This is a genomic window from Bradyrhizobium sp. SSBR45G, from assembly GCF_030159255.1.
In the GTDB taxonomy this organism is placed as follows: Bacteria; Pseudomonadota; Alphaproteobacteria; order Rhizobiales; family Xanthobacteraceae; genus Bradyrhizobium.
This window is the reverse complement of record NZ_BSCT01000030.1, coordinates 49,247-74,438: the sequence shown is the minus strand read 5'-3', so window position 1 is coordinate 74,438 and position 25,192 is coordinate 49,247. Positions and strand designations below refer to the sequence as shown.

The window sequence follows — 25,192 nt, the reverse complement described above, 5'->3', positions numbered from 1 at the left end:
TATGAGCGTCGCGAGCGCGCCTTTGCCCACCCTACAGCACCGACATTGCAGTCGCGTACTCCGTGTCATTGCGAGTGAAGGCGGAAGCAATCCAGAGTGCTTGCTGAGCCCTGGATTGCTTCGCTGCGCTCGCAATGACGGAGCAGATAGCCTGCAGCGGTTACGGCCGCAGCGTCTCCATGAACTTGACCGGCTCGCCCGTGGCCGGCGTCAGCAGTTCGCCCTGCCACATCACGCGCTGGCCGCGGACGAAGGTGCCGACCGGCCAGCCGGTGACGCGGACGCCGTCATAGGGCGTCCAGCCGGCTTTCGAGGCCACCCATTTGTTGGTGATGGTCTCGCTGCGCTTGAGGTCGACGATCGTGAGATCGGCGTCGTAGCCGGCGGCGATGCGGCCCTTGCGGGCGATGTTGTAGATGCGGGCCGGACCTGCGCTGGTGAGGTCGACGAAGCGCTGCAGTGAGAGGCGGCCGGCGTTGACGTGGTCGAGCATGATCGGCACCAGGGTCTGCACGCCGGTCATGCCGGAGGGCGAGGCCGGGTAGGTCTTGGCCTTTTCCTCGGCGGTGTGCGGCGCATGGTCGGAGCCGAGGATGTCGACGATGCCCTGATGCACGCCCCACCAGATCATTTCGCGATGGTCGGCCGATCGCACCGGCGGATTCATCTGGGCGTAGGTGCCGAGCCGCTCGTAGCATTCGGGCGCGGCCAAGGTGAGATGGTGCGGCGTCGCCTCGACGGTGGCGACGTCCTTGTGGTCGCGCAAGTAAGCGATCTCTTCCTTGGTCGAGATGTGCAGCACGTGGATGCGCTTGCCGGTCTCATGCGCGAGATTGACCAGACGCTGCGTGGCGCGCAGCGCCGCCTCCTCGTCGCGCCACACCGGGTGCGAGCGCGGATCGTTCTCGACGCGAAAACCCTTGCGCTCGTTGAGACGATATTCGTCCTCGGCGTGGAACGCGGCGCGGCGGCGGATCACCTGGAAGATGCGGCGCAGCGAGTCATCGTCCTCGACCAGCAGCGAGCCGGTGGAGGAGCCGACGAACACCTTCACACCGGCGCAGCCTTCGGCGCGCTCCAGCACGGGAAGCTGGTCGACGTTCTCGCGGGTGCCGCCGATGAAGAAGGCGAAGTCGCAATGCATGCGATGGCGGCCGGCTTCGACCTTGGCGGTGAACGCCTCCTCGGTCACGGTCAGCGGATTGGTGTTGGGCATCTCGAACACGGCGGTGACGCCGCCCATCACGGCGCTGCGCGAGCCGGTTTCGAGATCCTCCTTGTGGGTCAGGCCGGGCTCGCGGAAATGCACCTGGGTGTCGATCACGCCGGGCAGCACGTGCAGGCCGTTGCAGTTGATGATCTCGGCGGCGGAAGCCGCGCCGAGATCGCCGATCTCCACGATGCGTCCATCCGAGATGCCGATGTCGCGGACGCCTTCGCCGTCCTGATTGACGACGGTGCCGGATTTCAGAATCACTTGGAACCGCTGGCTCATGAACCCCTCATAGGATTTCATTCTCCTGATCACCCCAAGGCAGATCGATCATGCTGCGCGCCTGCCCATTTGCTGGCCTGTCAGGGCGCTGATGTCTCAATCTTTAGAATGAAGCCACCGCGCGGGGGCGTTTCAGCCTTGTGGTTTATGCCAGGGCGGCTTACGTTTCAGTGCGGCCTGTCGCAAGAGGTTTTTCGAATGAAAGCGACGTTTCTCGACGACCGGGGCGTGGTCCAGGTCAGCGGCGACGATGCACGCAAGTTCCTCAACGGGCTCTTCACCACCGATGTCGGCAAGCTCACACCCGGGGAAGCCCGGTTCGGTGCGCTGCTGACGCCGCAGGGCAAGATCATCGTTGATTTCCTGGTCGCGCAAGCGCCCGCAGGCGATGTCAGCGAGCGCTTCCTGCTCGATTGCCCGCGCGCGCTGGCGCAGGCGCTGACCGACAAGCTCAACGTCTACAAGCTCAGGGCCAAGGTCACGGTCAGCAATCTCTCCGACCAGCTCGGCGTGATCGCGGTCTGGGACGGCGCCGTCGGCACGATGCCTGAATCGAGCTTCACCGATCCGCGCCACGCGCTGCTTGGCGCGCGCGTCATTGCGCCGCAGGAAGAGCTCGCGGCGATCGCTGCGCGCCTCGGCGCCGAGGTCGTCGACACGGAGGCCTATGAGGCGCATCGCATCGGCTGCAGCGTGCCGCGCGGCGGCCTCGACTTCATGTATGGCGACGCCTTCCCCTACGAGACCAACATGGACCGGCTGCACGGTGTCGACATCGGCAAGGGCTGCTATGTCGGCCAGGAGGTCGTCAGCCGCATGCACCATCGCGGCACCACGCGCACGCGCACCGCGCAGGTCGTGCTCGACGGTGCGAGCCCCGAGCCGGGCACGCCGATCATGGCCGGCGACAAGACCGTCGGCACCATGGGCTCGGCGGCGCAGCAGCGCGGCATGGCGCTGCTGCGGATCGACCGGGCCGCGGAAGCGATCGAGGCCGGCACGCCGCTGACATCGGGCGGCCTCACGTTGCGCATCGCCGATCTCGAGGCCCTGCAGGGGCCGCCGAAGCAGACGGTCGCCTGACGCCCCCGTCATGAGCCGCGCCGCTGTCGTCCATCCCGATGGTCTGACGCGCTGCCCCTGGCCGGGCAGCGATCCGCTCTATGTCGCCTATCACGACACCGAGTGGGGCGTGCCGGAATATGACGACCGCGCGCTGTATGAGAAGCTGATCCTCGACGGCTTCCAGGCCGGGCTGTCGTGGATCACGATCCTGCGCAAGCGCGACAATTTCCGCCGCGCCTTCGATGATTTCCAGCCGGACAAGATCGCGCGCTACTCCGACAAGAAGATCCATGCGCTGATGAACGACGCCGGCATCGTGCGCAACCGCGCCAAGATCGAGGGCGCCATTCTCAGCGCGAAATCCTGGCTTGAGATCCAGGACAAGGGGCCAGGCTTCTCGAAGCTGCTGTGGGACTTCATGGACGGCGCGCCCAAGGTCAATGCGTTCAAGACCACCGCGAACGTACCGGCCTCGACGCCGCTGTCGATCAGGATGTCCAAGGAGCTGTCCTCGCGCGGCTTCAAGTTCGTCGGCCCGACGATCGTCTATGCCTTCATGCAGGCGACCGGTATGGTCAACGACCACCTCGTCACCTGCTTCTGCCATGAGACCTGCAGCGGCCAGCGCCGCACCCCGCGCCTCAAGATCAAATAATGACGACCAAGACGCCCGCGAGCGGGCACGACCGCGTCTGGCAGCGCATGCTGTCCGGCCGGCGCCTCAACCTGATCGATCCCTCGCCGCTCGATGTCGAGATCGCCGACATCGCCCATGGGCTGGCGCGCGTCGCGCGCTGGAACGGCCAGACCTCGGGCACGCACATCTTCTCGGTGGCGCAGCACACGCTGCTGGTCGAGACCGTGATGCGTGCGCGAAAACCCAACATCGATGCGCGGCTGCGGCTCGCGGCGCTGCTGCACGATGCGCCGGAATACGTCATCGGCGACATGATCTCGCCGTTCAAGGCGGTGCTCGGCGGCAGCTACAAATCAGTCGAGAAGCGGCTGCTCGGCGCCATCCACATCCGCTTCGGCCTGCCGGCGGAGCTCGCGCCCGAGATCGAGCGCCAGATCAAGGCCGCCGACCGCGGCGCCGCCTATCTCGAGGCGACCCGGCTCGCCGGCTTCGCCGAGAGCGAGGCCAAACGCCTGTTTGGCCGCGACCCCGGCCTGCCGGAGGCCACGGTCACCGACTACCTGACGCCGTGGAGCGCCGCCAAGGCCGAGAAACGGTTCCTGACGCGCTTCAACCTCGTGCTGGGGTCGTGACGCCATGCCGCTGACGCCGGACGAGCGCCGCAACGAACGGCTGAGGCTGGCGGCCAATTGGATGAACACGCTGGCCACGGCGATCGTCACCGCCGGCACGTTCGTGCCGCTGGCCCAGTTCGTCTACGGCGTGCTGCCGCCGAGCACCCCGGCGGGCCTGATCTATGGGTCAGGCGTCGTTTGCATTGTCACCGGAGTGCTCCTACATTTGCTGGGTCAGTGGATCCTGGGAGGTCTTCGATGACCACGCACCAGCTCGTTGCCCTGAGCTTTCCGCTCCTGACCGCCTTGGCCGTCGCCATGGTGGCCCTGTTCGTGCGCCGTCCATGGTCCGAGAAGCCGGTCGAGGTCTCCTCGCCGAGCCGGGAGCGTGTGCTGGACCATCTCGAGCGGCTGAACGCCGAGATCGAGGGCAAGGCCCATCTGGTCCGCCAGGAGCTGCGGCAGCTCAAGAACACCCGCTGAGAGTCGCGGCGCGCATGCGCCAGCGCGACGGCAGACCTCCAAAACGCGCTTTTGCCCTTTGGCCGCCGTTCGTATAAGCGGACGTCCAAAGGCCTGTCATGATCCATGTCTGCTCACTCGCCGCCCTGCCCGACACCGTGCGCCTGACCGGCGCCAGCCATGTGCTGACCATCATGGCCAATGTCGAGCAGGTGCAACGGCCGAAGACCATCCGGCCGGAGAACCATCTGAGGGTGTCGGTGGACGACATCGCCGAGCCGCTTCCCGGCTTCATGGCCCCCAATGACGAGCACGTCACGCAGGTGCTGGAGTTCGTCCGCGGCTGGGACCAGGCGGCGCCGCTGGTCATCCACTGCTATGCCGGCATCAGCCGCTCGACCGCGAGCGCCTTCGCGGCCGCCTGCGCGCTCAATCCGCACCGCGACGAGCTCGATATCGCCTGGGCGATCCGCCAGGCCTCGCCGATCGCCTCGCCGAACCGCCTGATCGTCAGCCTCGCCGACCGGGCGCTCGGGCGGCAGGGCCGCATGGTCCGCGCGCTGGACGCCATCGGGCCCGGCGCGATGATGGTCGACAGCCAGCCTTTCAGCATCGATCTGGAGTGAGCCGCTCAAATTGCGGCTGCGCCGCGTAGCAGCATACCGGCGCCGCTTGAACTTCCCGCGCCGCGTTTGACACTCAAGGAACTGCAGCCATCGTGACGGCACGTCGGTGCCGGCGGTCGATTCGCTGCGCCCACCCGAAAGCCGGCGCCATCCCTCCACCCGTGACGCCTGCCGGCGCCATTGTTTCAGGATTTCCCCGCGTGATGTTCGATTCGCACCTGGATTTGATCGCTCTGCTGGTCGCGTTCGCAATATTCGCATACGCGCGTCAAATCTCCGATCGATTGGCCGAACTGCAGGCCCGGCTGGACCGGCTCGAAGCCGCGCGCCCGGCGGTCATTGCGCCAGTGCCGGCAGCGCCGCCACTGAGCCCGCTGGAAGAGCCTGCCATGGCTGCGCCGATGCCGCCGCCGCTGCCGGAAGTGACCGAGCCTGCTCTGCAACCCGCGACGATGGCGAGCGACGCGGCGGCCGATCAGCCGCCGCCGCTCGCGCCTCCGCCTCCCGTGCCGCAACCGTCCGCCGGTTTCGAGGAGCGCATCGGCACCCGCTGGGTGGTGTGGATCGGCGGTTTGACGCTCGCGCTCGGCGGCTTCTTCATGGTGCGCTACTCGATCGAGGCTGGCCTCGTCGGCCCCGAGGTGCGCGTCGCGCTCGGCGCGCTGTTCGCCGCCGCGCTGCTCGCGGCCGGCGAATGGACCCGGCGCAAGGAGAGCATCTCGCAGATCGCGGCGCTGCCGATCGCCAACATCCCGGCGATCCTGACCGCGGCCGGCACAGCGGTGGCCTTCGCCACCGTCTACGCGTCCTACGCGCTGTACGACTTCCTGCCGCCCGCGATCGCCTTCGTCCTGCTCGGCGTGGTCGCGCTGGGCACGCTGGCCGCTGCGCTGCTGCACGGCCCGGCGCTGGCCGGGCTCGGCCTCGTCGCCGCCTTCACGACACCCGTGCTGGTGTCGACGGGCCAACCGAACTACTGGGCGCTCTACATCTACCTCGCGATCGTGACGGCGGCTGCCTTCGCGCTGGCTCGCGTGCGGCTGTGGCGCTGGCTCGCCATGACCACGATCGGGCTGTCGTTCCTGTGGACCCTGCCCGGCCTCGACATGGCCGTCGAGACCGTCGCGCCGCACGTCTTCCACGTCGTGGCAGGCTTTGCGCTGGCCGCACTGATCGTGGTCTGCGGCTTCATGTTCGGGCCCGCGGCCGACAATGACGAGGTCGAGCCGATCTCCTCAGGCGGGCTCGCGGTCTATCTGCTCGGCGGCATGCTGGTCGTGCTGTCGAGCTTCCATGATGGCCTGGCGCTGATCGGCTTCACGGGGCTGGTCGCGGCAACGCTTGCGGTCGCCTGGCGGGCGCCGAGCGCGGCCGGCGCAGTGGCCGCGGCCGCCGCCACGGTGTTCGTGGTGTTCGCCGAATGGGCGCTGCGCGACAATCCGGACCTGCTGGTGCTGCCCGGCGGCGCGCTGCCCGGCATGGGCCCGAACCCGCTCGGCGCCTCGGTGTCGTGGCATCTGGTGACGGCGGTGATCTTCGCGCTCGGCTTCGGCAGCGCCGGCTTCCTGGCGCAGGGACGCTCGGAGAACGCGATCGTGCCGGTGGTGTGGTCGGCGGCCGGCGTGTTCACGCCGCTGGCGCTGCTGGTCGCGCTGTATGCGCGCATCGCCCATCTCGACCGCTCGATTCCGTTCGCGATCCTCGCGGTCGTGCTCGCCGCAGGTTTTGCCGCCGCAACCGAGGCATTGACCCGGCGCGAGGAACGGCCGGGCCTCGGCGCCTCGATCGCGCTGTTCGCGACCGGCACGCTGGCAGCCCTGGCGCTGGCGCTGACCTTTGCGCTGGAGAAGGGCTGGCTGACGATCGCGCTGGCGCTGATGTCGCTGGGCACCGCCTGGGTCTTCCAGAGCCGGCCGATCCCGTTCCTGCGCACCTTGGCGGCGGTGTTCGCCGGCCTCGTGGTGCTCCGGATCGGTCACGATCCGCGCATCGTCGGCGCCGATGTCGGCACCACGCCGATCTTCAACTGGCTGCTGTGGGGCTATGGCGTGCCGGCGGCCTCGTTCTGGGGCGCGAGCTACTTGATGCGCCGCCATGGCGACGATGCGCCGCTGCGTGCGGTGGAGGCCGCGGCGATCCTGTTCACGACGCTGCTGGCGTTCCTGGAGATCCGTCACGCCGTCAATGACGGCGACATGCTGGCGGTGCCGTCGCTCGCCGAAATCGGGCTCGACGTCTGCGTTGCGCTGGCGCTGGCGATCGGCCTGGAGCGGCTGCGCGAGCGCAGCGGCAGCATCGTCCACAATTTCAGCGCCGTGATCCTGACGGGCATCGCCGGCGGCACCACCGTGGTCGGGTTGCTGGTGCTGGAGAACCCGATGATCTCGGACGTCGCGATCAAGGGCGGCCTCCTCAACATCCTGATCCTGGCCTACGCGTTCCCGGCCGTGCTGATGCTGCTGCTGTCCTACGCGGTCGCAGGCCGCCGCCCGCCGGCCTATGGCAACACGCTGGCCGCGGGCGCGCTTGTCCTGGTGCTGTCCTATGTCAGCCTGGAGATCCGCCGGATCTATCACGGCCCGGACCTGAGCAGCGGGCCGACCAGCGCGGCCGAGCAGTACACCTACTCGATCGCCTGGCTCGCCTTTGGCGTGCTGCTACTCGGCATCGGCATCGTCGTGTCGTCGCAGCGTGCGCGCCTCGCATCGGCGATCGTGATCGCGCTGACGATCCTCAAGGCCTTCCTGGTCGACATGTCGGCGCTGACCGGGGTCTGGCGCGCGCTGTCCTTCATCGGCCTTGGCCTCGTGCTGGTCGCGATCGGCTGGCTGTACCAGAAGGTGCTGTTCCGGCGGCAGCAGCAGGCGCCGCCGCCGGCCACACCGGCGGCCTAGCGGCTAAGCCGCACGCACCGACTGCAGGAACGAGGCCACCTCGCGCTTGAGCCGGTCGCTGTCGGTCGCCAGCGACTTGGCGGCGTCGAGGACGTGAGTCGACGCCTGGCCGGTCTCCGATGCGCCGCGCTGCACGTCGACGACGTTCGACGACACCTGCTGCGTGCCGTGCGAGGCCTGCTGGACGTTGCGCGCGATCTCCTGCGTCGCGGCGCCCTGCTCCTCCACCGCGGCCGCGATCGCCGAGGAGATTTCCGACAGCCGCTCGATCGTGCCGGAGATGTCGCGGATGGCGCCGACGGATTCCTGCGTCGCAGCCTGGATGCCGGAAATCTGCTGGCCGATCTCGCCGGTCGCCTTGGAGGTCTGCTCGGCCAATGCCTTCACCTCGGAGGCGACCACCGCGAAGCCGCGGCCGGCCTCGCCGGCACGCGCCGCTTCGATGGTGGCATTCAAGGCAAGCAGGTTGGTCTGGCCGGCGATGGAGTTGATCAGCTCGACGACGTCGCCGATGCGGGCCGCGGCCTTCGACAATTCGCCGACGCGATCATTGGTCTGGCGCGCCTGCGACACGGCCTCGGAGGCCATGCGCGCGGATTCCTGCACCTGGCGGCTGATCTCGGTGATCGACGACGACAGCTCCTCGGTGGCCGAGGCGACCGACTGCACGTTGGTCGAGGCTTCCTCGGAGGCCGCCGCGACCTGGGTCGAGATCTCCTGCGAGCGCGTCGCCGTCGATGACAGCGCGCCGGCCGAATGCTCGAGCTCGGTCGAGGCCGACGACACCGTCTGCACGATCTCGCCGATCGTGGCCTCGAACTGGCGGGTGATGTTGTCGACGCGCCGGCCGCGCTCGATCTTGGCCTCGGCGTCGTGTGCCGCGCGCTCGTCAGCTTCCTTCTTGGCGATCAGGGCCTCCTTGAACACCTGCAGCGTGTCCGCCATGGCGCCCATTTCCGTGGGCTCGCCGCGGTGCGGCACCTCGGCGGAGAGATCGCCGCGTCCGAGCGCCTGCATCGGCTTGATGATGGAGGCGATGCCCGACGAGACGTCCTGGACGAGATAGAAGCCCACGCCGATGCCGGCGGCAACCGCGGCGAGAATGATGGAGGTCACGACCCAGAAGGTGCTGTTGTAGCCATCGGCGGCATCGCGCGTGGCTGCTTCCGCACCCTTGTCGTTGTACTCGATCGCTTTGGTCAGAATATCCTCCGACGCGGTCGCCGCCACGCCGGCAGGCTTGAACAGCGCGTCGACGTCGTCGGGCAGCTTCCCGATGCTCTTGCGCGAGACTTCGAGGACCTTGTCGGCCTCGGCCGTGTACTTGTCCCAGGCCTGCGTCCAGGTCTCATAGATGCGACGCTCCTCGGCGTTCGAGATCAGCGGCTGATAGGCCTGGATGTCCTTGCGCACCTTGTCCAACGTATCGGCCATGCGCTTGTCGTTGTTGGCCTTCGCTTCCGGCGTCAGCGCCATCACATGGGCCCGCAGGGTCAGCCGGTAGACGTTGATGTCCGCGCGCAGCGCGCCGAGCACGCGCACGCTGGGCAGCCAATTGGTGGCGATGTCGACGGTCCGCGCATTGATGTCGCGCATGCTGCGCAGCGCCAGCAGTCCCATGCAGGACATCACCACGAGCATGAAGGCGATGACGGCGATGATCTTGATGCGAATGGAAAGCTTGGACACGTCCTATAGTCCTCCAGGACAAGCGTCTCGTGCCACCGGTCGTGGCTCCCCGGCCACAGCACCATTGCGCGACCAGCGGGCCGCTGCGAAACGCAAAAAAGCGGCAACTGCCGAGACGCAGATTGCCGCTTTGTCGGCAAAGTTCCGTTAATCCTGATCTACGTATTAGTACGGCATCGGGAGCGCCGAATGCTGGTGGCAGATCATGCCACACGCACCGACTGCAGGAACGAGGCAACCTCCCGCTTCAGCCGGTCGCTGTCGGTGGCAAGCGATTTGGCGGCGTGCAGCACCTGGGCCGACGCCGAGCCCGTGGCGGTCGCGCCGCGCTGCACGTCGACGACGCTCGACGACACCTGTTGCGTGGCATGCGACGACTGCTGGACGTTGCGCGAGATCTCCTGCGTCGCGGCGCCCTGCTCTTCGACCGCGGCCGCGATCGCAGAGGAAATTTCCGACAGCCGCTCGATGGTGCCGGAGATGTCCCTGATGGCGCCGACCGACTCCTGGGTCGCGGCCTGAATGCCTGAGATCTGCTGACCGATCTCGCCGGTCGCTTTCGACGTCTGCTCGGCCAGCGCCTTGACCTCGGAGGCGACCACCGCGAAGCCGCGCCCGGCCTCGCCGGCACGCGCCGCCTCGATGGTGGCGTTCAGCGCCAGCAGGTTGGTCTGGCCGGCGATGGAGTTGATCAGCTCGACGACGTCGCCGATGCGCGCCGCGGCCTTCGACAATTCGCCGACGCGGTCATTGGTCTGACGCGCTTGCGAGACGGCCTCCGAGGCCATGCGCGCGGACTCCTGTACCTGGCGGCTGATCTCGGTGATCGACGACGACAGCTGCTCGGTCGCCGACGCCACCGATTGCACGTTCGTGGACGCCTCCTCGGAGGCAGCGGCCACCATGGTCGATATCTCCTGGGCCCGGCTCGCCGTGGATGTGAGCGTGGTTGCGGAGTTCTCGAGCTGCGTCGACGCGCTGGAGACGGTGCCGACGATGTCGCCGATGGTCGTTTCGAATTGCCGCGTGATGTTGTCGACGCGGCGGCCACGCTCGATCTTGGCCTCGGCGTCACGTGCGGCGAGCGCATCCGCCTCCTTCTTTGCAATCAACGCTTCCTTGAACACCTGCAGGGTATCGGCCATGGCGCCCATTTCGGTCGGCTCACCGCGGTGCGGCACCTCGGCGTCGAGGTCGCCCTTGGCGAGCTCCTGCATCGGCTTGATGATCGAGGCGATGCCCGAGGAGACGTCGTGGACGAGATAGAGGCCGACGCCGAGTCCGCCGGCGACCGCGACGAGAATGATCGTCGTCACGATCCAGAAGGTGCTGCTGTAGCCGTCGGCGGCATCGCGCGTGGCGGCTTCGGCTCCCTTGTCGTTGAAGTCGATGGCCTTTGCCAGGAGCTCTTCCGATGCGGCCGACGCGACGGCCGGTCCCTTGAACAGGCCATCGATGTCATCCGGCAGCCGGCCGACACTCTTGCGCGACACATCGAGCACCTTGTCGGCCTCGACCAGATAGTTGCTCCAGGCGCGCGTCCACGCCTCGTAGATGTTGCGCTCGTCGGCATTGGCGATCAGCGGCTGGTAGACCCGGATGTCCTGCTTCACCTTGTCGAGCATGTCGGCCATGCGCTTGTCGGCAGCGGCCTTGGCCTCGGCCGTCAGCGCCATGACGTGGACGCGGAGAGTGAGACGGTACATGTTGATGTCGGCGCGAAGCGCCCCGAGCGCCCGCACGCTCGGCAGCCAGTTGCTGGTGATCTCGACCGTCCGGGCGTTGATGCCGCCCATGCTGCGCAGCGCCAGCACGCCGAGGCCGGACATGACGACGAGCAGAAACACGATGACTGCAATGACCTTGAAGCGGATGGAAAGTTTGGACACGTCCTGATCCTCCGAGAAGAGCGTCTCGCAACATCGATCATGTCCGCCCGGCCACCGCTCCATTGCGGCCGCCGGCGTTCCGCTGCGAAACGAAAAAGCGGCATCTGCTGGACGCAGAGTGCCGCTTTGCCCGCAAGCTTCCGTTAATGATAAACTAAGTACTAATACGGATCGGGGAGGCCGAAGCCCGGCGCATGGGATCAGGCCGCGCGCACCGATTGCAGGAACGAGGCGACCTCGCGCTTCAGCCGGTCGCTGTCGACGGCCAGCGATTGCGCCGCGGAAAGAACATGCGACGACGCCTGGCCCGTCTCCGACGCGCCGCGCTGCACGTCGACAACGTTGGCCGAGACCTCCTGCGTGCCTTGCGACGCCTGCTGAACGTTGCGCGAGATCTCCTGCGTGGCGGCGCCCTGCTCTTCCACCGCCGCGGCGATCGCCGAGGAGATCTCCGACAGCCGCTCGATCGTCGTGGAGATCGCGCGGATGGCGCCGACGGATTCCTGCGTCGCCGCCTGGATGCCCGACACCTGCTGGCCGATCTCGTCGGTCGCCTTGGCGGTCTGCTCGGCCAGTGCCTTCACCTCGGAGGCGACGACCGCAAAGCCGCGGCCGGCCTCGCCCGCCCGCGCCGCCTCGATGGTGGCGTTCAGCGCCAGCAGATTGGTCTGGCCGGCGATCGTGTTGATCAGCTCGACGACGTCGCCGATGCGCGCCGCGGCCTTGCTCAGCTCACCGACGCGATCGTTGGTCAGGCGCGCCTGGTCCACCGCCTCGGTGGCCATGCGGGCCGATTCCTGCACCTGGCGGCTGATCTCGGTGATCGACGACGACAGCTCCTCGGTGGCGGACGCAACCGACTGCACGTTGGTCGACGCCTCTTCGGAGGCGGCAGCAACCGCCGTCGAGATTTCCTGGGACCGCGTTGCGGTCGAGGACAGCGCGCCTGCGGAATGCTCGAGCTCGGTCGATGCCGACGACACCGTCTGCACGATCTCGCCGATCGTCGCCTCGAACTGGCGCGTAATGTTGTCGACGCGCCGGCCGCGCTCGATCTTGGCCTCGGCGTCGCGCGAGGCGAGCTCGTCAGCTTCCTTCTTGGCGATCAGCGCTTCCTTGAACACCTGCAGCGTGTCCGCCATGGCGCCGATTTCCGTGGGCTCGCCGCGGTGCGTCACCTCCGCACTCAGGTCGCCCTGGCCAAGCGCCTGCATCGGCTTGATGATCGAGGCGATGCCGGACGACACGTTCTGCACGAGATAAAAGCCGACCGCGACGCCGGCAATCACGGCGGCGGCGATGATCAGGACGACCAGCCAGATCGCACGCGAAAAGCTATCGGCGGCCTGCCGGGTTGCGTTGTCGGCGCCCTTGTTGTTGAACTCGATGTCCTGGATGAAATATTTGTCGGCGTCGCGCGCGATGGCGGCCGCATTCTTCTCAAGTAGCTCCGTGGCCTCGCGCGGCACGCGCCCGACGCTCTTGTTGGATTCCTCGACCACCTGCTTGACAACGACGACGTACTTCTCCCAGGCCTGCACCCAGCTGTCGTAGATCGCGCGTTCCTCGGCCGACGTGATCATCGGCTCATAGGTCTTGCGATCCTTGTTGATCGTTTCGAGGATGCCGTTCACCCGCTTCTCGCCGGCCTGCTTGGCCTCGGCGGTGTCGGCCATCACATGCGCGCGCAGCGCGATGCGCAGCAGGTTGATGTCGGCGCGCAGCTCGCCGATCGCGCGCACGCTGGGCAGCCAGTTGTTGGCGATGTCGACCGTGTTCGCGTTGATCGACTGCATACTGGTGACGGCGAGCGCGCCAAGCCCGCACATGGCGACGAGCATGAACGCGATGACCGAGATGATCTTCTTACGGATGGACATTCTGGACACGATGACCCCAGCTGACTGCGCGGTTCGCCGCATTCTTCCAGCGTCAAGGAGGCCTGACCAATCAGGTCTGCGCTGCTGTGCGGCGTCGAGGTCGGAGGATCGAGAGGCGGCGAAGTCGCCGCAGCCTCACTTCGGCTCTGACGGTGTCATTGGGCGCGAAACAGACTTCTTAGAAGTTAATGCGGAACCCGTAACATTACCGAGAAAGCAAAATAAATGCGCACCATCGCTCTCGCGCGGTGTCATGAAACCGGCATCCGTACACCGGGCTCGCGCGGCACCGCGGAGAGGTCGCAACGAGGGAACATCTCAGGCTCCCCGGCCGGCGGCTGTCTCAACCTGTGGTATGCCAGAGAACCGCTTAAAAACGGCTTAATGCCACAACCTGAACTAGCATCTCCGGAGATTGCCTGAAACACACAGGCGCTCACGTCTCCAGGACGGAGACGAATCGGCTGCAACTTACAGAAGGAACCCGGGCGTCGATGCCACGCCGGAGCGAGCTCGGCGCGACAAGACGATTGCCGCTCCGACTTTTGGCGTCAGCGAACATGGGCGGCTCGAGGAAGCAGGTCAGAAGCGGTGGAGTGCCCAAGCCGCAGCGGCGCTGCGGCTTCCGGCGGACAGCGGCTCGGATCATCCCCCGATGAGCCGAGCTCAGCTGACGGCTTCCGAGACCAGGCGGATCCGGAACACCGGCTGCTTGGCTTCGTCGAGCAGCTCCATCTGCCACTCGGCGCCCTGCTGCAGCGTCTTCGAGATGCCCCCGATGAGGTCCGAGCAGACGGCCGTCAACTCGTTCCAGGCGGACTCCCGGTTGGCGAATTCATAAGGCTGATCAGCAGCGCCCGAATAGCGACCCTGGCTGATACGGAAGAAATACAGTGACATTACCGACCCTTTCTATTGGGCCACCCCCCTGGTGCACACTGCTCGAGAGTCGCTACCGAGGCATGAATTTGAGCGACCGTACGACTACGGCGCAATGACCGCTAGCGTGCGGTTCGCACTAAAATATTGCTCTATGTTAATGAGAGCCCGGCTTTTCAAAAAACGTAACTAACAACTACTCGGTCGACCGACGCAGTTCGACCGCCGCATCGGACTTGGCAGTTTCAGGCTTGGCAGTTTCGGACTTGGTGTTCTCAGGCTTGGCGTTCTCAGATTTGGTATTCTCAGCCTTGGCGCTTTCCGACTTGGCGCTTTCCGACTTCACGCTCTCGGACTTCACGGGTTCCACCTTGCTGCGCTCCACGCGCGGCGTCTCGACCCGCGCCGCCACTTCGGTGTGCGACGGATCCACAGCCATGACGGCAGCCCGGGCTGTGCGCGGACGCGCCACCGCACGGGCCATCAGCATGGTCGCGCCGCCCTGATGCTGGAAGTCACAATAGGCAAAGGCGCCGAGGCCGGAGACCGAGCCGCGGAAGCTGCGGTCGTCCTTCTTGTCGAGGTTGAAGCAGGGCTCGAACGGCATGCCCTTGATCGAAGCACAGACGTTCTGGCCGCGAATCTGCAGCGTATTGCCCGGCAGACGGATATGGCGAACCGGGCCCGAGCCCGAGAACTGCACCGCACCGGTGGCGCCCATGTCATCGAGAATACGGCCAGCCCCGCGCGTGCCGTCGACGCAGGTGAAGGCGAAGACCTTTCCGGAGACGAACTTGCGGGCCTCGTCGGCCGTCATCGACCCCGCGAGCGCAGGAGCGACCATGGCACCGGCGGTCACGGTCCCCAGCAGAAAACGCGCGAGCATTCTTCCAACTCCCACTTGACCCCACGCAGCGGGTAAGGCGGTATCTTTAACCCATGCTTACCATACCAACCGTGGCAACAATGCGCCCACACAGTACGAGACTGTTAGCTTTGGCCGGTGGACAACTGACCCGGTTACGAAGGCTCTTTCAGCTCTATAGAAACTAGCGGTTAACGATGAACGATGCGCTAACCAAAAGAGCGATTGAGCATCATCGTTTGCCTGGGTGATGCAAATGCACAACGGCTCGCTTGGAGCGCTTTGATTCCAGGCCATGTCCGCTGAAATGATCGAACTGAAGCCACAACGACACCGGCGTCTTCCACTCTCGAAGCCGCCAAGTAGACGGTGTCCAAAGCGCCCTTCCAACGACCTTACGTGGAACAGGCGTGGGCGGCTAGCACAAATTGGTTAATTTTCCCTTAACGACCCACACTGTTCACACGATGTGAAAGCACAGTTTGTTTTAGGGAGCAGCTCTGTCATTTCCAAAAATTCAGCCGTTTTAAGATTTTTTCGGTAGTTTTACCGCTAGAAGCAGGAACAGAGCGGGTACTTTTCCAGGGATTTCCCTCTCTTTTCCCACACCCCCCTTCCCAAAAAAGAGGAGGTGTTGTAGATGTAGCAGCCAGAGATCAAAAGGCCATGCTCGAAACACCTTCAAGTGGATACCACGCAATGCTCACCGCCGACGTAACTCGGTGGAAGCAGCGCATTGCCGAATTGAACGAGCTAATTTTCAAGAGCAATCAGGAGCTGGAAGAACTGGAGAAGAAGGTCACCGCAGCTGCTGTACTGCTTGGCCCGACAGGTACATCCGAAACGGACAGCGACGCTGCGAACCTTCGCAAGCTCATCAAGACCCTGATGGCCGACGGCCAGATCCGTAAGCCCAGGGACATCCGGCAGGCTCTCATCAACCGTGGAGTCAATGCCGACTTGATCTCAAGCAGGTCAGGGAATTTCTACAACGCGATTGCTCGTCTAGTCGCCGAAGGCGATCTCAAAAAGGATGACGAGAGTCGCTATTGGAATCCCGAAAAAAGCTCCGGACCCACCTCGTCCGTGATGGAGGACATGTTGAAATAGTTGCGGCGGACAAAGAGCCCGCCGCAAAGAGTTTGAGCGATAGGTGTAAGGACGCACATCTTGGTATCTGGGCCAACGTCTCACCGGGGGCCAACCCAAGAAGGGCCTAGGTCGGTTCTAGGATCGCTCTCTCATCCTTTCTGCATTCGGGCCGTGGCACCGGTGCAGGAGGCAGACCGGGCAAGCCGGTCATGATGGTCTAGCTGGGCCGTCGTCTAAAACCGGGGCAGTCACGGCAGGCCCCGGACCTAGGAGGTGATGACCATGCAACCACCAAGGTGATTGCTTGAAAGTGGCGCGTCGTCGGTAGCCGCCGACGGCGCGCCGTGTCGTTACTATAGCTTAAATCATTGGAATTGGGCAAGGATTCCGGCGGCTCCGTGCGATGTTCGCACAAAAGATATTCAATGGTTTACGCCAAAGGTCCGGAACGTTTCAGACGAGTGCCGTAAGAAGGAGCCACGGAAGTTACGGCACAGCGGCCCGCCGTCAAAAAAAGCTTATGAAGACCAACCACTTACTAGTCTTCTTTTGACTACGGAAGGAACAATGGAGCATCATGGTTTGAAAAGTCTGAACATCCTCAGGATATTCTTACCACCGTGCGGCCGCGGACCTGGCCGGCGAGGATCTGCGGGCCCAGCGAGGCGACCTGATCCAAATCGATTTCATGAGTAATTTCAGACAGTTTTGAGCGATCCAGGTCGCTCGCGAGACGGGCCCAGGCGATTTTGCGCGCGGGCAGCGGACACATCACGGAATCGATGCCCAGAAGGCACACGCCGCGCAGAATGAACGGGGCGACCGAGGACGGCAGGTCCATGCCGGCGGCCAGGCCGCAGGCCGCGATCGCGCCGCCATATCTCGTCATCGACAGCAGGTTGGCGAGCGTGTTGGAGCCGACGCTGTCGACGCCCCCCGCCCAGCGCTCTTTGGCCAGCGGCTTGGCCGGCCCGGAGAGCTCGTTGCGGTCGATGATCTCGGCAGCGCCGAGGGATTTGAGATAGTCGGCCTCCGCCAGGCGGCCGGTCGAGGCGATCACCTGGTAGCCGAGCTTGGCGAGCACTGCGATCGCAACCGAGCCGACGCCGCCCGCGGCGCCCGTCACCACCACCGGACCGCTGGCCGGCGTCAGCCCTTGCTTCTCGAGGGCCAGGACCGCGAGCATGGCCGTGAAGCCCGCCGTGCCGATCGCCATGGCGTCGCGGGCCAACAGGCCCTGTGGCAGGCCGACCAGCCAGTCGCCCTTGACCCGCGCCTTCTCGGCATAAGCGCCGAGGTGGGTCTCGCCCATGCCCCAGCCGGTGCAGATGACGGCATCGCCCGGCTTCCATGCGGGATGGCTGGATTGCTCGACGGTGCCGGCGAAATCGATGCCGGCGATCATCGGGAAGCGCCGTACGACCGGCGCCTTGCCGGTCAGCGCCAGACCGTCCTTGTAGTTCAGGTCAGACCACTCGACCTTGACGGTGACGTCGCCGTCCATCAGCTCGGTTTCGTCGAACTGGGTCAGTGCGGCGGTCGTTCCCTTGTCGGCCTTGTCGATCCGGATCGCCTTGAACGTTCCCACAGCGGCACTCCCTGCGCTTTCTTCGTTTCGCCCCATGTTTAGCCGATCGGGTCGGCCGCGCAACTCAGGTGGCAGGGACCGCGCGTGCGACCGGCTTCTCGACGATCGGCAGGTTGATCAGTGCCGACAACACGCCGAACAGGATCGAGAGCCACCAGATCGGCGTATAGGAGCCGTAGCGCTCGAACACGATGCCGCCGAGCCAGACGCCGAGGAAACCGCCGACCTGATGGCTAACGAAGGCGAAGCCGTAGAGGGTGGCGAGCCAGCGGGTGCCGAACATGATCGCGACCAGCGACGAGGTCGGCGGCACGGTGGACAGCCAGGCCAGCCCCGACACCGCGCCGAAGGCGATGGCGGAGGCCGGGGTGATCGGGAACGAGATGAAGGCGAGCGTCGCCAGCGCGCGGGTGAAATAGATGAAGGACAGGATGTAGCGCTTCGGCAGCCGGCTCTGCAGCCAGCCGACGCTGAGCGAGCCGATGATGTTGAACAGGCCGATCGCCGCGATCACCCAGCCGCCGGTCTGCGCCGACAGGCCGCGATCGACCAGGAATGCCGGCAGATGCACCGTGATGAAGGCGAGCTGGAATCCGCAGGTGAAGAAGCCGAGCACCAGCAGCACATAGGAGCGATGGCCGAACGCTTCCATCAGCGCCGTCGTGAACGATTGCTGCTCGGCCTCGGACGGCTTGGCTTCGGCGGCCGGCGGCGTGGCGACCGCAAGCGACAGCGGCAGGATGAACAGCATCAAAGTCGCGAACACCATCAGCGCGCTCTGCCAGCCGAACTGATCGATCAGCGCCACGCCGAAGGGCGCGAACAGGAACTGGCCGAGCGACCCCGCGGCCGTGCCGGCGCCGAGCGCGAGGCCACGCCGCTCCGGCGGCAGCAGCTTGCTGAAGGCGGACAGGATCAGGTTGAACGAGCAGCCCGACAGGCCAAAGCCGACCAGCACGCCGGCGCCGATGTCCAGTGACAGCGGCGAGTCCGCATAGCGCATCATCAGCAGGCCGCCGGCATAGAGCAGCGCGCCGACCCAGATCACGCGCATGACGCCGAAGCGGTCGGCGATCGCGCCCGCGAGTGGCTGGCCGAGGCCCCACAGCAGGTTCTGAACGGCGATCGCCAGCCCGAACACGTCGCGGCCCCAGGCGAATTCACGGCTCATCGGCTGCACGAAGAAGCCGATGGTCGAGCGCGGACCAAAGCTCAGCAGCGCAATGGCGCAGCCGCAGATGATGATGACGAGCGGCGTGCGCCAGCCCTGCGCGCGGGGGGCCGTGCCGAGATCGCCTGCCTGTGTCGACATGAGTGTCCTCCCCGGTGCGCCCGCATTCGTTCGGCCGCTCGTCACGGATTAATGCATTTGCATTCACCCCCCAAGCTCAAAAGCGGGAACTCAGCCATGAAAAAAAATCGATGTCGCGTCGCATCCATGAGCGGGCGTCATCCGAAGCGGGTTCCATCGAAAGAACTCATGGGAGGCCGAATTGTCCTGGCGCGATCGATCCTGAGACGCGAGTGACTGACAGAGATTCACGCTGCACGAGAGCGACTTTCAGAACGGCCGCGATTTGTCGCCAAACACCGCTAAACAGCGAGAGATGTCTCTGAAGAAGAACTAACTGGTAGCTTGATACATATGCGCACCGCATATGGAATTTGGATAGCAGATGGACCACGACCAGATCGAAACCTCGGGCCAAGTCGTGATCGTCGGTGCCGGCGTTGCGGGACTGTTCTGCGCGCTGAAGCTTGCACCGCGTCCAGTCACCTTGATCTCCGCTACGCCGCTCGGCGAGGAGGCCTTCGGCGCGACGATGCAGGCCGACATCGCGGCGGCCGTGGCTCCTGGCGACAGCCCCGAAAGCCATGCCGCCGACATGATTGCAGCCGGTGGCGGCCTCGTGGACGAAGACGCGGCGCGCGCGCTGGCGCGTGACGCGGCCGCGGCAATCGAGGATCTGCTGCGCCTCGGGCTCGCGTTCGATCGCGACCACAAGGGCGCACTGGCGACGTCGCGCGCGGCCGCCCACTCCGCGCGGCGCATCCTGAGCGTCCGCGGCGACTTCACCGGGCAGGCGATCGTGGCCGCCCTTGTCCAGGCTGTGCGCGCAACCCCCTCGATCCGGCTGATCGAGGGCCATGTCGCCGACGCGCTCTTGACCGGGAACGGCGCCGTGCGCGGCCTGCAACTGCGGCGGACGGATGACCCCGCCGCCGCAGCGGTGCTGCTCGCAGCGCCCGCGGTCGTGCTTGCCACGGGCGGCATCGGTCATCTGTTCGCTGCAACCACCAACCCTGATCATGCCAACGGCATCGGCCTTGCGATCGCCGCGCGCGCCGGCGCCGTGATCGCCGATCCGGAATTCGTGCAGTTCCATCCGACCGCGATGATGACAGGCCACGATCCCGCGCCCGTCGTCAGCGAGAGCCTGCGCGGCCTGGGTGCGATCCTGATCAACCGGCGCGGCCAGCGCTTCATGCTGCCACGCCACCCGCTGGTCGATCTCGCCCCGCGCGATACGGTCGCGCGCGGCATCATGGCTGAGATCATGGCCGGACGCGGCGCCTTCCTCGACGCCCGCGACGTGCTCGACGAGGATGTCGCCGAGCGCTATCCGGTGCTGCATCGCGCCTGCGTCGCCGCCGGGCTCGATCCGACCCGGCAGCCGATTCCGGTCGCGCCGGCAGCGCATTTCCACATGGGCGGCATCGCGGTCGATGCGCGCGGCCGCACCTCGATCGAGGGGCTGTGGGCGGCCGGCGAAGTGGCCGCGACCGCCACCGATGGCGCGAATCATATCGCCGGCAACGCGCTGCTCGCAGCCCTGGTGTTCGCCGGCCGGATTGCCGAAGATCTTTCCGGCCGCACCTTCGCAGGCGCCCCTGGACTGCATGACGTCGCGTTCGCCGCGCCCGCCGGCGCCGATGCGACGCCGAGCGAGAGGACGCTGCGCGAGATCATGACCAGCCAGGTCGGCGTCATCCGCGAAGAAGAGCGACTGGCCGAAGCGATCGTTGCGATTGCCAGGATGGAGCGCGACGGCGGCAGTCCGAACGTGCGCAACATGGCGAGCGCAGCGCTGCTGATCGCGACCGCGGCCTGGAGCCGGCGCGAGAGCCGCGGCGCGCATTGCCGGGCCGACTGCCCGGCGGAGAATCCCAGCTTCGCACAGAGGACGATGACCACATTGGCCGCTGCGCGCGAGATCGCCGACGACCTCGCGGCGCGGCCGACGGCGCGGCAGTCGCGGCCGTTGAGCGCGTAGCAAGAGCTGATCCGACTGCGTTACGACGGAGCTCGGCAGTCGCGTTTTCACCGTCGTTCACGATCACCGTCATTCTGGGTGCAGGGCCTGGGGCCTTGCCTCCCAAATACAGCTAATTGCTACTCGTTGTTGTTTGCTGCTTTGCAGTTAGTTGAGGACGAGGCGCGATGTCGTTCGTGCGTGCCGTCTCGGTCATGGACATCCGTTGATCCGCGGGCGCTGGGCGAACAAACGGGCCGTGCGGTTGCGCCGGCCCTCGTCGTCATGACGTGCACGATCTGAGCGGACCTCGCCAATGAATTGGGCGAGGCCTTTCATCGAAACCGATCACCGGCTGACGCCGATGCGGCTCGCCGCACAAATCAGGCACATCCTTCACGGGCGCGACTAACTCGCATCGAGCTGTGAGAGCCAGATACGCCACGCGCCGCGGCTTCAGATCGCAATCGGCCAGACGCCCGCCGCACTGTCTCGTGCGCGCCATCGCCGGCGGCATTTACCAGCACGAACTAAATGGCTGGACAGCCTCGCCGTGATTTGGGCAAAAGAGCCGCAGAACGTTTACAAATAAGAAAAAGAGATGGTCGGACTTTAGCGGTGCTCAAGTAGTAGCGCAGGATTTCCGCCCGTCCTGATGACGAGGAAATGGGAAGCCGCGGCTGCCGGATCGCCGATTCTCCGCTTGGCATGTTCGTAGATGTGGTCGTCGGTCTCGCGGCCGGTTTGGAAGCCAGGTCGCCGCACGGAAACGCGGCAAACGGTCCAGGGAGCGATGCGGAGCGACGCGATGTCGCGTGGCCGCAGGAGTAGTTGAGGATGAGTTCCGTATTACGGAGTAGCGGACTGCGGGTCGCCGCGGGTGATGCGCAGAGCGAGCGTTGGCACCCGGCAAAGTCTGCCGCTTCGTCCAACAGCTTCGCGCATGCGACGTCTGCGCCTGATGAGGACGCGGCCACCGATCTCCCTCCGCCGTGGTGGCAAACCGCATCAGCGATTGACGACGCAGAGATGCCAATGGCGTCAGCAGAAGCGGACCGATCCCGGCAGATCCCATCACTCGATCCCGTCGTGATGCCTCCACCTCCGCCCCAACCGATCGAATTCGATTCCGTTTTCCGGTTCGGTGCCGCGGTGGCCGCGGTTGCGTGCCTCGCGTTCCTTGCGGTGCGCATCATGCAGGCTCCAACGATTGAAACAGTCGCGAAGCCGGCAACGACCGCTTCATCGTCTCCCCGAAACATCGGGACCGCGGAGAAATCGCAGTTCGATGAGGGCCAGGCATCGGCGGACGCCGCGGCGCAGACGATCGGACGGGCCGATTCGAGCGTGGCGTCGATCCCGATCGTCAAGCCGGCTCCGGACGGAGGCGAGACCCAGCAGCTGGTTCTGCCGAAAGCATCTCGGGCGACCGCGACCGGAAGCCCTGCACCGGCGGCCGCGTCTGCGCTGACCAGGAACGAGATCAGCGAAATGCTGAACCGCGGACGCGATCTCATCGACGCAGGCGACGTTGCGAGTGCCCGCCTGATCCTGGCGCATGTCGCGGAAGCGGACGCCGAAGCATCATTGATGCTGGCCGGCACCTATGACGCCGCGATCCTGTCCAACTTGAAAGCCGTTGGCGTCGTGCCCGATCCGGCCAAGGCCCGCGCCTGGTACGCGAGAGCGGCCGAACTCGGGTCACTCGAGGCGCGGCGGCGGCTCGAGTGACCCGAGCTTCGGGACTGGGGGATCCAGCGCGATCCCGCACCGGTCGCTGCGCAGGAATGGCGGCGGGGCGCGACCGTTGGATCCTTGCTCGATGATGTCGTGCGGGCGACGCGCGTCCCCGCGAAGTGTTGTGTTGCGTGATGAGGTCGATGATGGGAATGTTTGATCGTCTGTCGCAGCCGGCCTGGTCGTCGGCGCCCCGTGGTCCGCGGCGTCGCGCGCCGGCTTCTTGGACCGTGGCGTTGCTCCTCGCGCTTGCCGCCGTGCCAGGCTCGGCGCGCGCCGCCGAGGGCGAGATCCGGATCGGCAATACGACGCCCTACAGCGGGCCGGCGGCCGCCTACGGCAGCGTGGGCAAGGTCATCTCCGCCTATTTCCAGAAGGTGAATGACGAGGGCGGGATCAGGGGCCGCAAGATCACCTACATCTCCTATGACGACGGTTATAATCCGCAGAAGACGGTGGAACTGACACGACGGCTCGTGGAGGAAGACAAGGTCGACGTCATCTTTGCGAGCGTTGGAACGGCGACCAGCGCGGCGGTGCGGCCTTATCTCAACGCGAACAAGATACCGCAATTGTTCGTCGGCTCCGGCGCCTCGATCTGGGATCAGCCTCGCGACTATCCTTGGACCATGGGAGCGCAACCCAGCTACCAGATCGAAGCTCATATCCACGCGCAATATCTGCTCGAGCAACATGCCGGTGGCACGCGCATCGGTGTGCTTTACCAAGACGACGAGTTCGGCAAGGACTATCTGAAGGGCTTGAAGGACGGGCTCGGCGGCAAGCTGCCGATCGTCGCGGAAGCGGCTTACGCGGTCACCGATCCCGACATCAATCAGCAGATCGCGAAGCTGAAGGCCGCGGGAGCCAACGTCCTGGTCGACGTCAGCACCCCGAAATTCACGGTGCTCGCAATCCGCCGCCTCGCCGAGCTCGGCTGGAGACCCGAGCACATCATCCCCACGATTTCGGATTCGGTGGCCACCGTGCTGCAGCCTGCAGGCCTGCAGAACGCGGAAGGACTGCTTTCCGCCACCATCCTGTACGAGGGCGGTGTGCAGGGCGGCGATCCCGGCTTCGCCGAGTGGTCCGCGTTCATGGATCGCTACGCGCCCGCAATCAGCAAGAACAACAGCTTGGGAATCGTCGGCTACGCGCTTGCCAACCTGATGGTTGCGGTCCTGCGCAATTGCGGCGACGACTTCTCCCGCGACAACATCATGAAGCAGGCGCGGTCCTTGAAGGGGACGCCACTTCCCATGCTGATTCCCGGGATCGTCGCCAGTACCAGCGCCAGCGACCACGCGCCGATCGAGCAGATGCAGATGAAGCGTTTCGTCGACGGCCATTGGGAACGGTTCGGACCGGTGCGCAGCGGCATCGACCCGGGTACCGTCAGCGATTCCTTCAAGGCGATCTTCCGCTACGCGTCCGCCAAGCGGGACCTCGCAGGTCAGCTCAACGCCAACACGGTGAGCCTGATGACCGGCTCGTATGGCAGCACCTATTCCCAGATGGGCGCCGACGTCGCCTCGGTCCTCAATGACGGCATCAACCTGCGGATCATGCCGGTCCTGGGTAGCGGCTCGGTTCAGGCGGTGGCCGACATCCTCATGCTCAAGGGCGTCGACGTGGGAATCGTGCGCAAGGACACGCTGTCCTATCTCGAACGCAAGGACTTCGCGAGCAACATCCGCAATCAGCTCGTCTACGTCACCAAGATGTTCAACGAGGAAATGCATGTTCTGGCGCCGCGGTCGATCCGCACCATGCGGGACCTCGACGGCAAGACCGTTGCGGTCGACCTGCCGGATGGCAGCACCTTCGTGACCGCGATCAACGTGTTCGAGCGACTCGAGATCAAGCCGCATCTGCTCTATATCGAGCCGCGCATCGCGCTCGAAATGTTGCGCAAGGGAGAGATCGACGCGATGATTGCGGTCGACGGCAAGCCGGTGCCCTGGCTCAGCCAGATCACGGATGCCAATCTGCATCTCGTCCCGGTCGGCTACGACAAGCCCCTGCGCGAGGACTACCTTCCATCCAAGCTCACCGCGGACGACTACCCCAACTTGATCGCCAAGTCCGAGCCGGTGGACACCATCGCCGCGGAAGCCGTGCTGGCGTCGTATAATTGGCAGCCGGGAAGCGACCGCTATCGCCGGCTGTCGCTGCTGGTGGACTCGCTGTTCTCGCGCATGTCGCAGCTGCAGCGGCCTCCCTTCCATCCGAAATGGCGGGAGATGGCGCCGCGGGCGCCGGTCGCCGGCTGGACCCGCTTTCGCACCGCGCAGGAATGGCTCGATGGGACGACACGGACGTCCGCGCCTGCGGCAGCCGCTCCGGCCAGCGTTGGCCCGGCGAAGCCGGTCGCAGCCGCCGTGCCGTCGCCGCGCGCGCCCGTCGCCGCGAAGCCGCCCGCGCCGGGTAAGCAAACGGAACTGTACCGCCGCTTCATGGAGTGGAATGCGGCGCGCCGCTGATCTCGCCTGCTCCGGCCTCGACGTCCTCATCGTCCCCCCGCGG

Annotated in this window: 19 protein-coding genes; 11 read left to right on the top strand and 8 right to left on the bottom strand. The window is 65.7% G+C overall.

The features are described 5' to 3' along the window. Positions 1-160: 160 nt before the first annotated feature. Positions 161-1,495, bottom strand: a complete 1,335-nt coding sequence (locus QQL87_RS27665; RefSeq protein WP_284419594.1) for a dihydroorotase — start codon at positions 1,493-1,495, stop codon at positions 161-163. A 198-nt stretch (positions 1,496-1,693) separates the two neighbouring features. Between QQL87_RS27665 and ygfZ the strand changes: the two genes are divergently transcribed. The 7 genes from ygfZ to QQL87_RS27630 all read left to right on the top strand — a co-directional run bounded on the left by ygfZ (position 1,694) and on the right by QQL87_RS27630 (position 7,793). Next, a complete protein-coding gene (gene ygfZ, locus QQL87_RS27660; protein ID WP_284419592.1) occupies positions 1,694-2,578 on the top strand; it encodes a CAF17-like 4Fe-4S cluster assembly/insertion protein YgfZ in 885 nt (294 codons plus the stop codon). Positions 2,579-2,588: 10 nt separating this feature from the next. Further along, complete coding sequence (locus QQL87_RS27655; RefSeq protein WP_284419590.1) at positions 2,589-3,215, top strand: DNA-3-methyladenine glycosylase I; 627 nt, start codon at positions 2,589-2,591, stop codon at positions 3,213-3,215. Then, entirely contained in the window at positions 3,215-3,829 is a 615-nt protein-coding gene (locus QQL87_RS27650) for a YfbR-like 5'-deoxynucleotidase (protein ID WP_284419588.1), read from the top strand. The genes QQL87_RS27655 and QQL87_RS27650 overlap by 1 nt, the downstream gene beginning before the upstream one ends. A 4-nt stretch (positions 3,830-3,833) precedes the next feature. Then, on the top strand, positions 3,834-4,073 hold the full coding sequence (locus QQL87_RS27645; RefSeq protein ID WP_284419586.1) for a hypothetical protein: 240 nt from the start codon (positions 3,834-3,836) through the stop codon (positions 4,071-4,073). After that, positions 4,070-4,294, top strand: a complete 225-nt coding sequence (locus QQL87_RS27640) for a hypothetical protein (protein WP_284419585.1) — start codon at positions 4,070-4,072, stop codon at positions 4,292-4,294. The genes QQL87_RS27645 and QQL87_RS27640 overlap by 4 nt, the downstream gene beginning before the upstream one ends. Before the next feature lie 98 nt (positions 4,295-4,392). Further along, complete coding sequence (locus tag QQL87_RS27635; protein WP_284419584.1) at positions 4,393-4,899, top strand: tyrosine phosphatase family protein; 507 nt, start codon at positions 4,393-4,395, stop codon at positions 4,897-4,899. A 203-nt stretch (positions 4,900-5,102) separates the two neighbouring features. Continuing rightward, positions 5,103-7,793, top strand: coding sequence for a DUF2339 domain-containing protein (locus QQL87_RS27630; RefSeq protein WP_284419583.1), 2,691 nt, complete (start codon positions 5,103-5,105; stop codon positions 7,791-7,793). Positions 7,794-7,796: 3 nt separating this feature from the next. Here QQL87_RS27630 and QQL87_RS27625 read toward each other — a convergent pair whose 3' ends face one another. The 5 genes from QQL87_RS27625 to QQL87_RS27605 form a co-directional block, all read right to left on the bottom strand. Then, entirely contained in the window at positions 7,797-9,482 is a 1,686-nt protein-coding gene (locus QQL87_RS27625; protein ID WP_284419582.1) for a methyl-accepting chemotaxis protein, read from the bottom strand. 203 nt (positions 9,483-9,685) lie between these two features. Further along, positions 9,686-11,371 carry a methyl-accepting chemotaxis protein gene (locus QQL87_RS27620; RefSeq protein WP_284419581.1) on the bottom strand — a complete coding sequence of 562 codons (1,686 nt, stop codon included), beginning with the start codon at positions 11,369-11,371 and terminating at the stop codon, positions 9,686-9,688. Positions 11,372-11,571: 200 nt separating this feature from the next. Next, a complete protein-coding gene (locus tag QQL87_RS27615; protein ID WP_284419580.1) occupies positions 11,572-13,260 on the bottom strand; it encodes a methyl-accepting chemotaxis protein in 1,689 nt (562 codons plus the stop codon). A 657-nt stretch (positions 13,261-13,917) separates the two neighbouring features. Further along, the gene (locus tag QQL87_RS27610; RefSeq protein WP_284419579.1) at positions 13,918-14,151 is read right to left on the bottom strand and encodes a DUF6894 family protein; all 234 of its coding nucleotides are present in this window, start codon (positions 14,149-14,151) and stop codon (positions 13,918-13,920) included. 175 nt (positions 14,152-14,326) lie between these two features. Next, on the bottom strand, positions 14,327-15,016 hold the full coding sequence (locus QQL87_RS27605) for a hypothetical protein (protein ID WP_284419578.1): 690 nt from the start codon (positions 15,014-15,016) through the stop codon (positions 14,327-14,329). A 678-nt stretch (positions 15,017-15,694) separates the two neighbouring features. On the opposite strand from QQL87_RS27605, the gene QQL87_RS27600 reads away from it, so the two are divergent. Further along, positions 15,695-16,105 carry a hypothetical protein gene (locus QQL87_RS27600; RefSeq protein WP_284419577.1) on the top strand — a complete coding sequence of 137 codons (411 nt, stop codon included), beginning with the start codon at positions 15,695-15,697 and terminating at the stop codon, positions 16,103-16,105. A 583-nt stretch (positions 16,106-16,688) separates the two neighbouring features. Here the strand turns inward: QQL87_RS27600 and acuI are convergent. Both acuI and QQL87_RS27590 read right to left on the bottom strand, forming a co-directional pair. Next, a complete protein-coding gene (acuI, locus tag QQL87_RS27595; RefSeq protein ID WP_284419576.1) occupies positions 16,689-17,675 on the bottom strand; it encodes an acrylyl-CoA reductase (NADPH) in 987 nt (328 codons plus the stop codon). Between the two features lie 64 nt (positions 17,676-17,739). After that, a complete protein-coding gene (locus QQL87_RS27590) occupies positions 17,740-18,987 on the bottom strand; it encodes an MFS transporter (RefSeq protein ID WP_284419575.1) in 1,248 nt (415 codons plus the stop codon). A 364-nt stretch (positions 18,988-19,351) separates the two neighbouring features. Between QQL87_RS27590 and QQL87_RS27585 the strand changes: the two genes are divergently transcribed. The 3 genes from QQL87_RS27585 (at position 19,352) to QQL87_RS27575 (ending at position 25,149) form a co-directional block, all read left to right on the top strand. After that, positions 19,352-20,950 (top strand): L-aspartate oxidase, encoded by a 1,599-nt coding sequence (locus tag QQL87_RS27585; protein WP_284419574.1) that lies wholly within the window; start codon positions 19,352-19,354, stop codon positions 20,948-20,950. 810 nt (positions 20,951-21,760) lie between these two features. Next, complete coding sequence (locus QQL87_RS27580; RefSeq protein WP_284419573.1) at positions 21,761-22,660, top strand: SEL1-like repeat protein; 900 nt, start codon at positions 21,761-21,763, stop codon at positions 22,658-22,660. Positions 22,661-22,812: 152 nt separating this feature from the next. Then, the gene (locus tag QQL87_RS27575) at positions 22,813-25,149 is read left to right on the top strand and encodes an ABC transporter substrate-binding protein (protein ID WP_284419719.1); all 2,337 of its coding nucleotides are present in this window, start codon (positions 22,813-22,815) and stop codon (positions 25,147-25,149) included. Positions 25,150-25,192: the final 43 nt, after the last annotated feature.

What these genes read in the sequence shown, in the direction of transcription:
- QQL87_RS27650 (WP_284419588.1), top strand. Translation starts at nt 3,215, where the DNA reads ATGACGACCAAGACGCCCGCGAGCGGGCACGACCGCGTCTGGCAGCGC.
- QQL87_RS27635 (WP_284419584.1), top strand. Translation starts at nt 4,393, where the DNA reads ATGATCCATGTCTGCTCACTCGCCGCCCTGCCCGACACCGTGCGCCTG.
- QQL87_RS27590 (WP_284419575.1), bottom strand. Translation starts at nt 18,987, where the DNA reads ATGTCGACACAGGCAGGCGATCTCGGCACGGCCCCCCGCGCGCAGGGC.
- ygfZ (WP_284419592.1), top strand. Translation starts at nt 1,694, where the DNA reads ATGAAAGCGACGTTTCTCGACGACCGGGGCGTGGTCCAGGTCAGCGGC.
- QQL87_RS27575 (WP_284419719.1), top strand. Translation starts at nt 22,813, where the DNA reads ATGGGAATGTTTGATCGTCTGTCGCAGCCGGCCTGGTCGTCGGCGCCC.
- QQL87_RS27585 (WP_284419574.1), top strand. Translation starts at nt 19,352, where the DNA reads ATGGACCACGACCAGATCGAAACCTCGGGCCAAGTCGTGATCGTCGGT.
- QQL87_RS27655 (WP_284419590.1), top strand. Translation starts at nt 2,589, where the DNA reads ATGAGCCGCGCCGCTGTCGTCCATCCCGATGGTCTGACGCGCTGCCCC.
- QQL87_RS27605 (WP_284419578.1), bottom strand. Translation starts at nt 15,016, where the DNA reads ATGCTCGCGCGTTTTCTGCTGGGGACCGTGACCGCCGGTGCCATGGTC.
- QQL87_RS27610 (WP_284419579.1), bottom strand. Translation starts at nt 14,151, where the DNA reads ATGTCACTGTATTTCTTCCGTATCAGCCAGGGTCGCTATTCGGGCGCT.
- QQL87_RS27645 (WP_284419586.1), top strand. Translation starts at nt 3,834, where the DNA reads ATGCCGCTGACGCCGGACGAGCGCCGCAACGAACGGCTGAGGCTGGCG.
- QQL87_RS27630 (WP_284419583.1), top strand. Translation starts at nt 5,103, where the DNA reads ATGTTCGATTCGCACCTGGATTTGATCGCTCTGCTGGTCGCGTTCGCA.
- QQL87_RS27665 (WP_284419594.1), bottom strand. Translation starts at nt 1,495, where the DNA reads ATGAGCCAGCGGTTCCAAGTGATTCTGAAATCCGGCACCGTCGTCAAT.
- QQL87_RS27600 (WP_284419577.1), top strand. Translation starts at nt 15,695, where the DNA reads ATGCTCACCGCCGACGTAACTCGGTGGAAGCAGCGCATTGCCGAATTG.
- QQL87_RS27640 (WP_284419585.1), top strand. Translation starts at nt 4,070, where the DNA reads ATGACCACGCACCAGCTCGTTGCCCTGAGCTTTCCGCTCCTGACCGCC.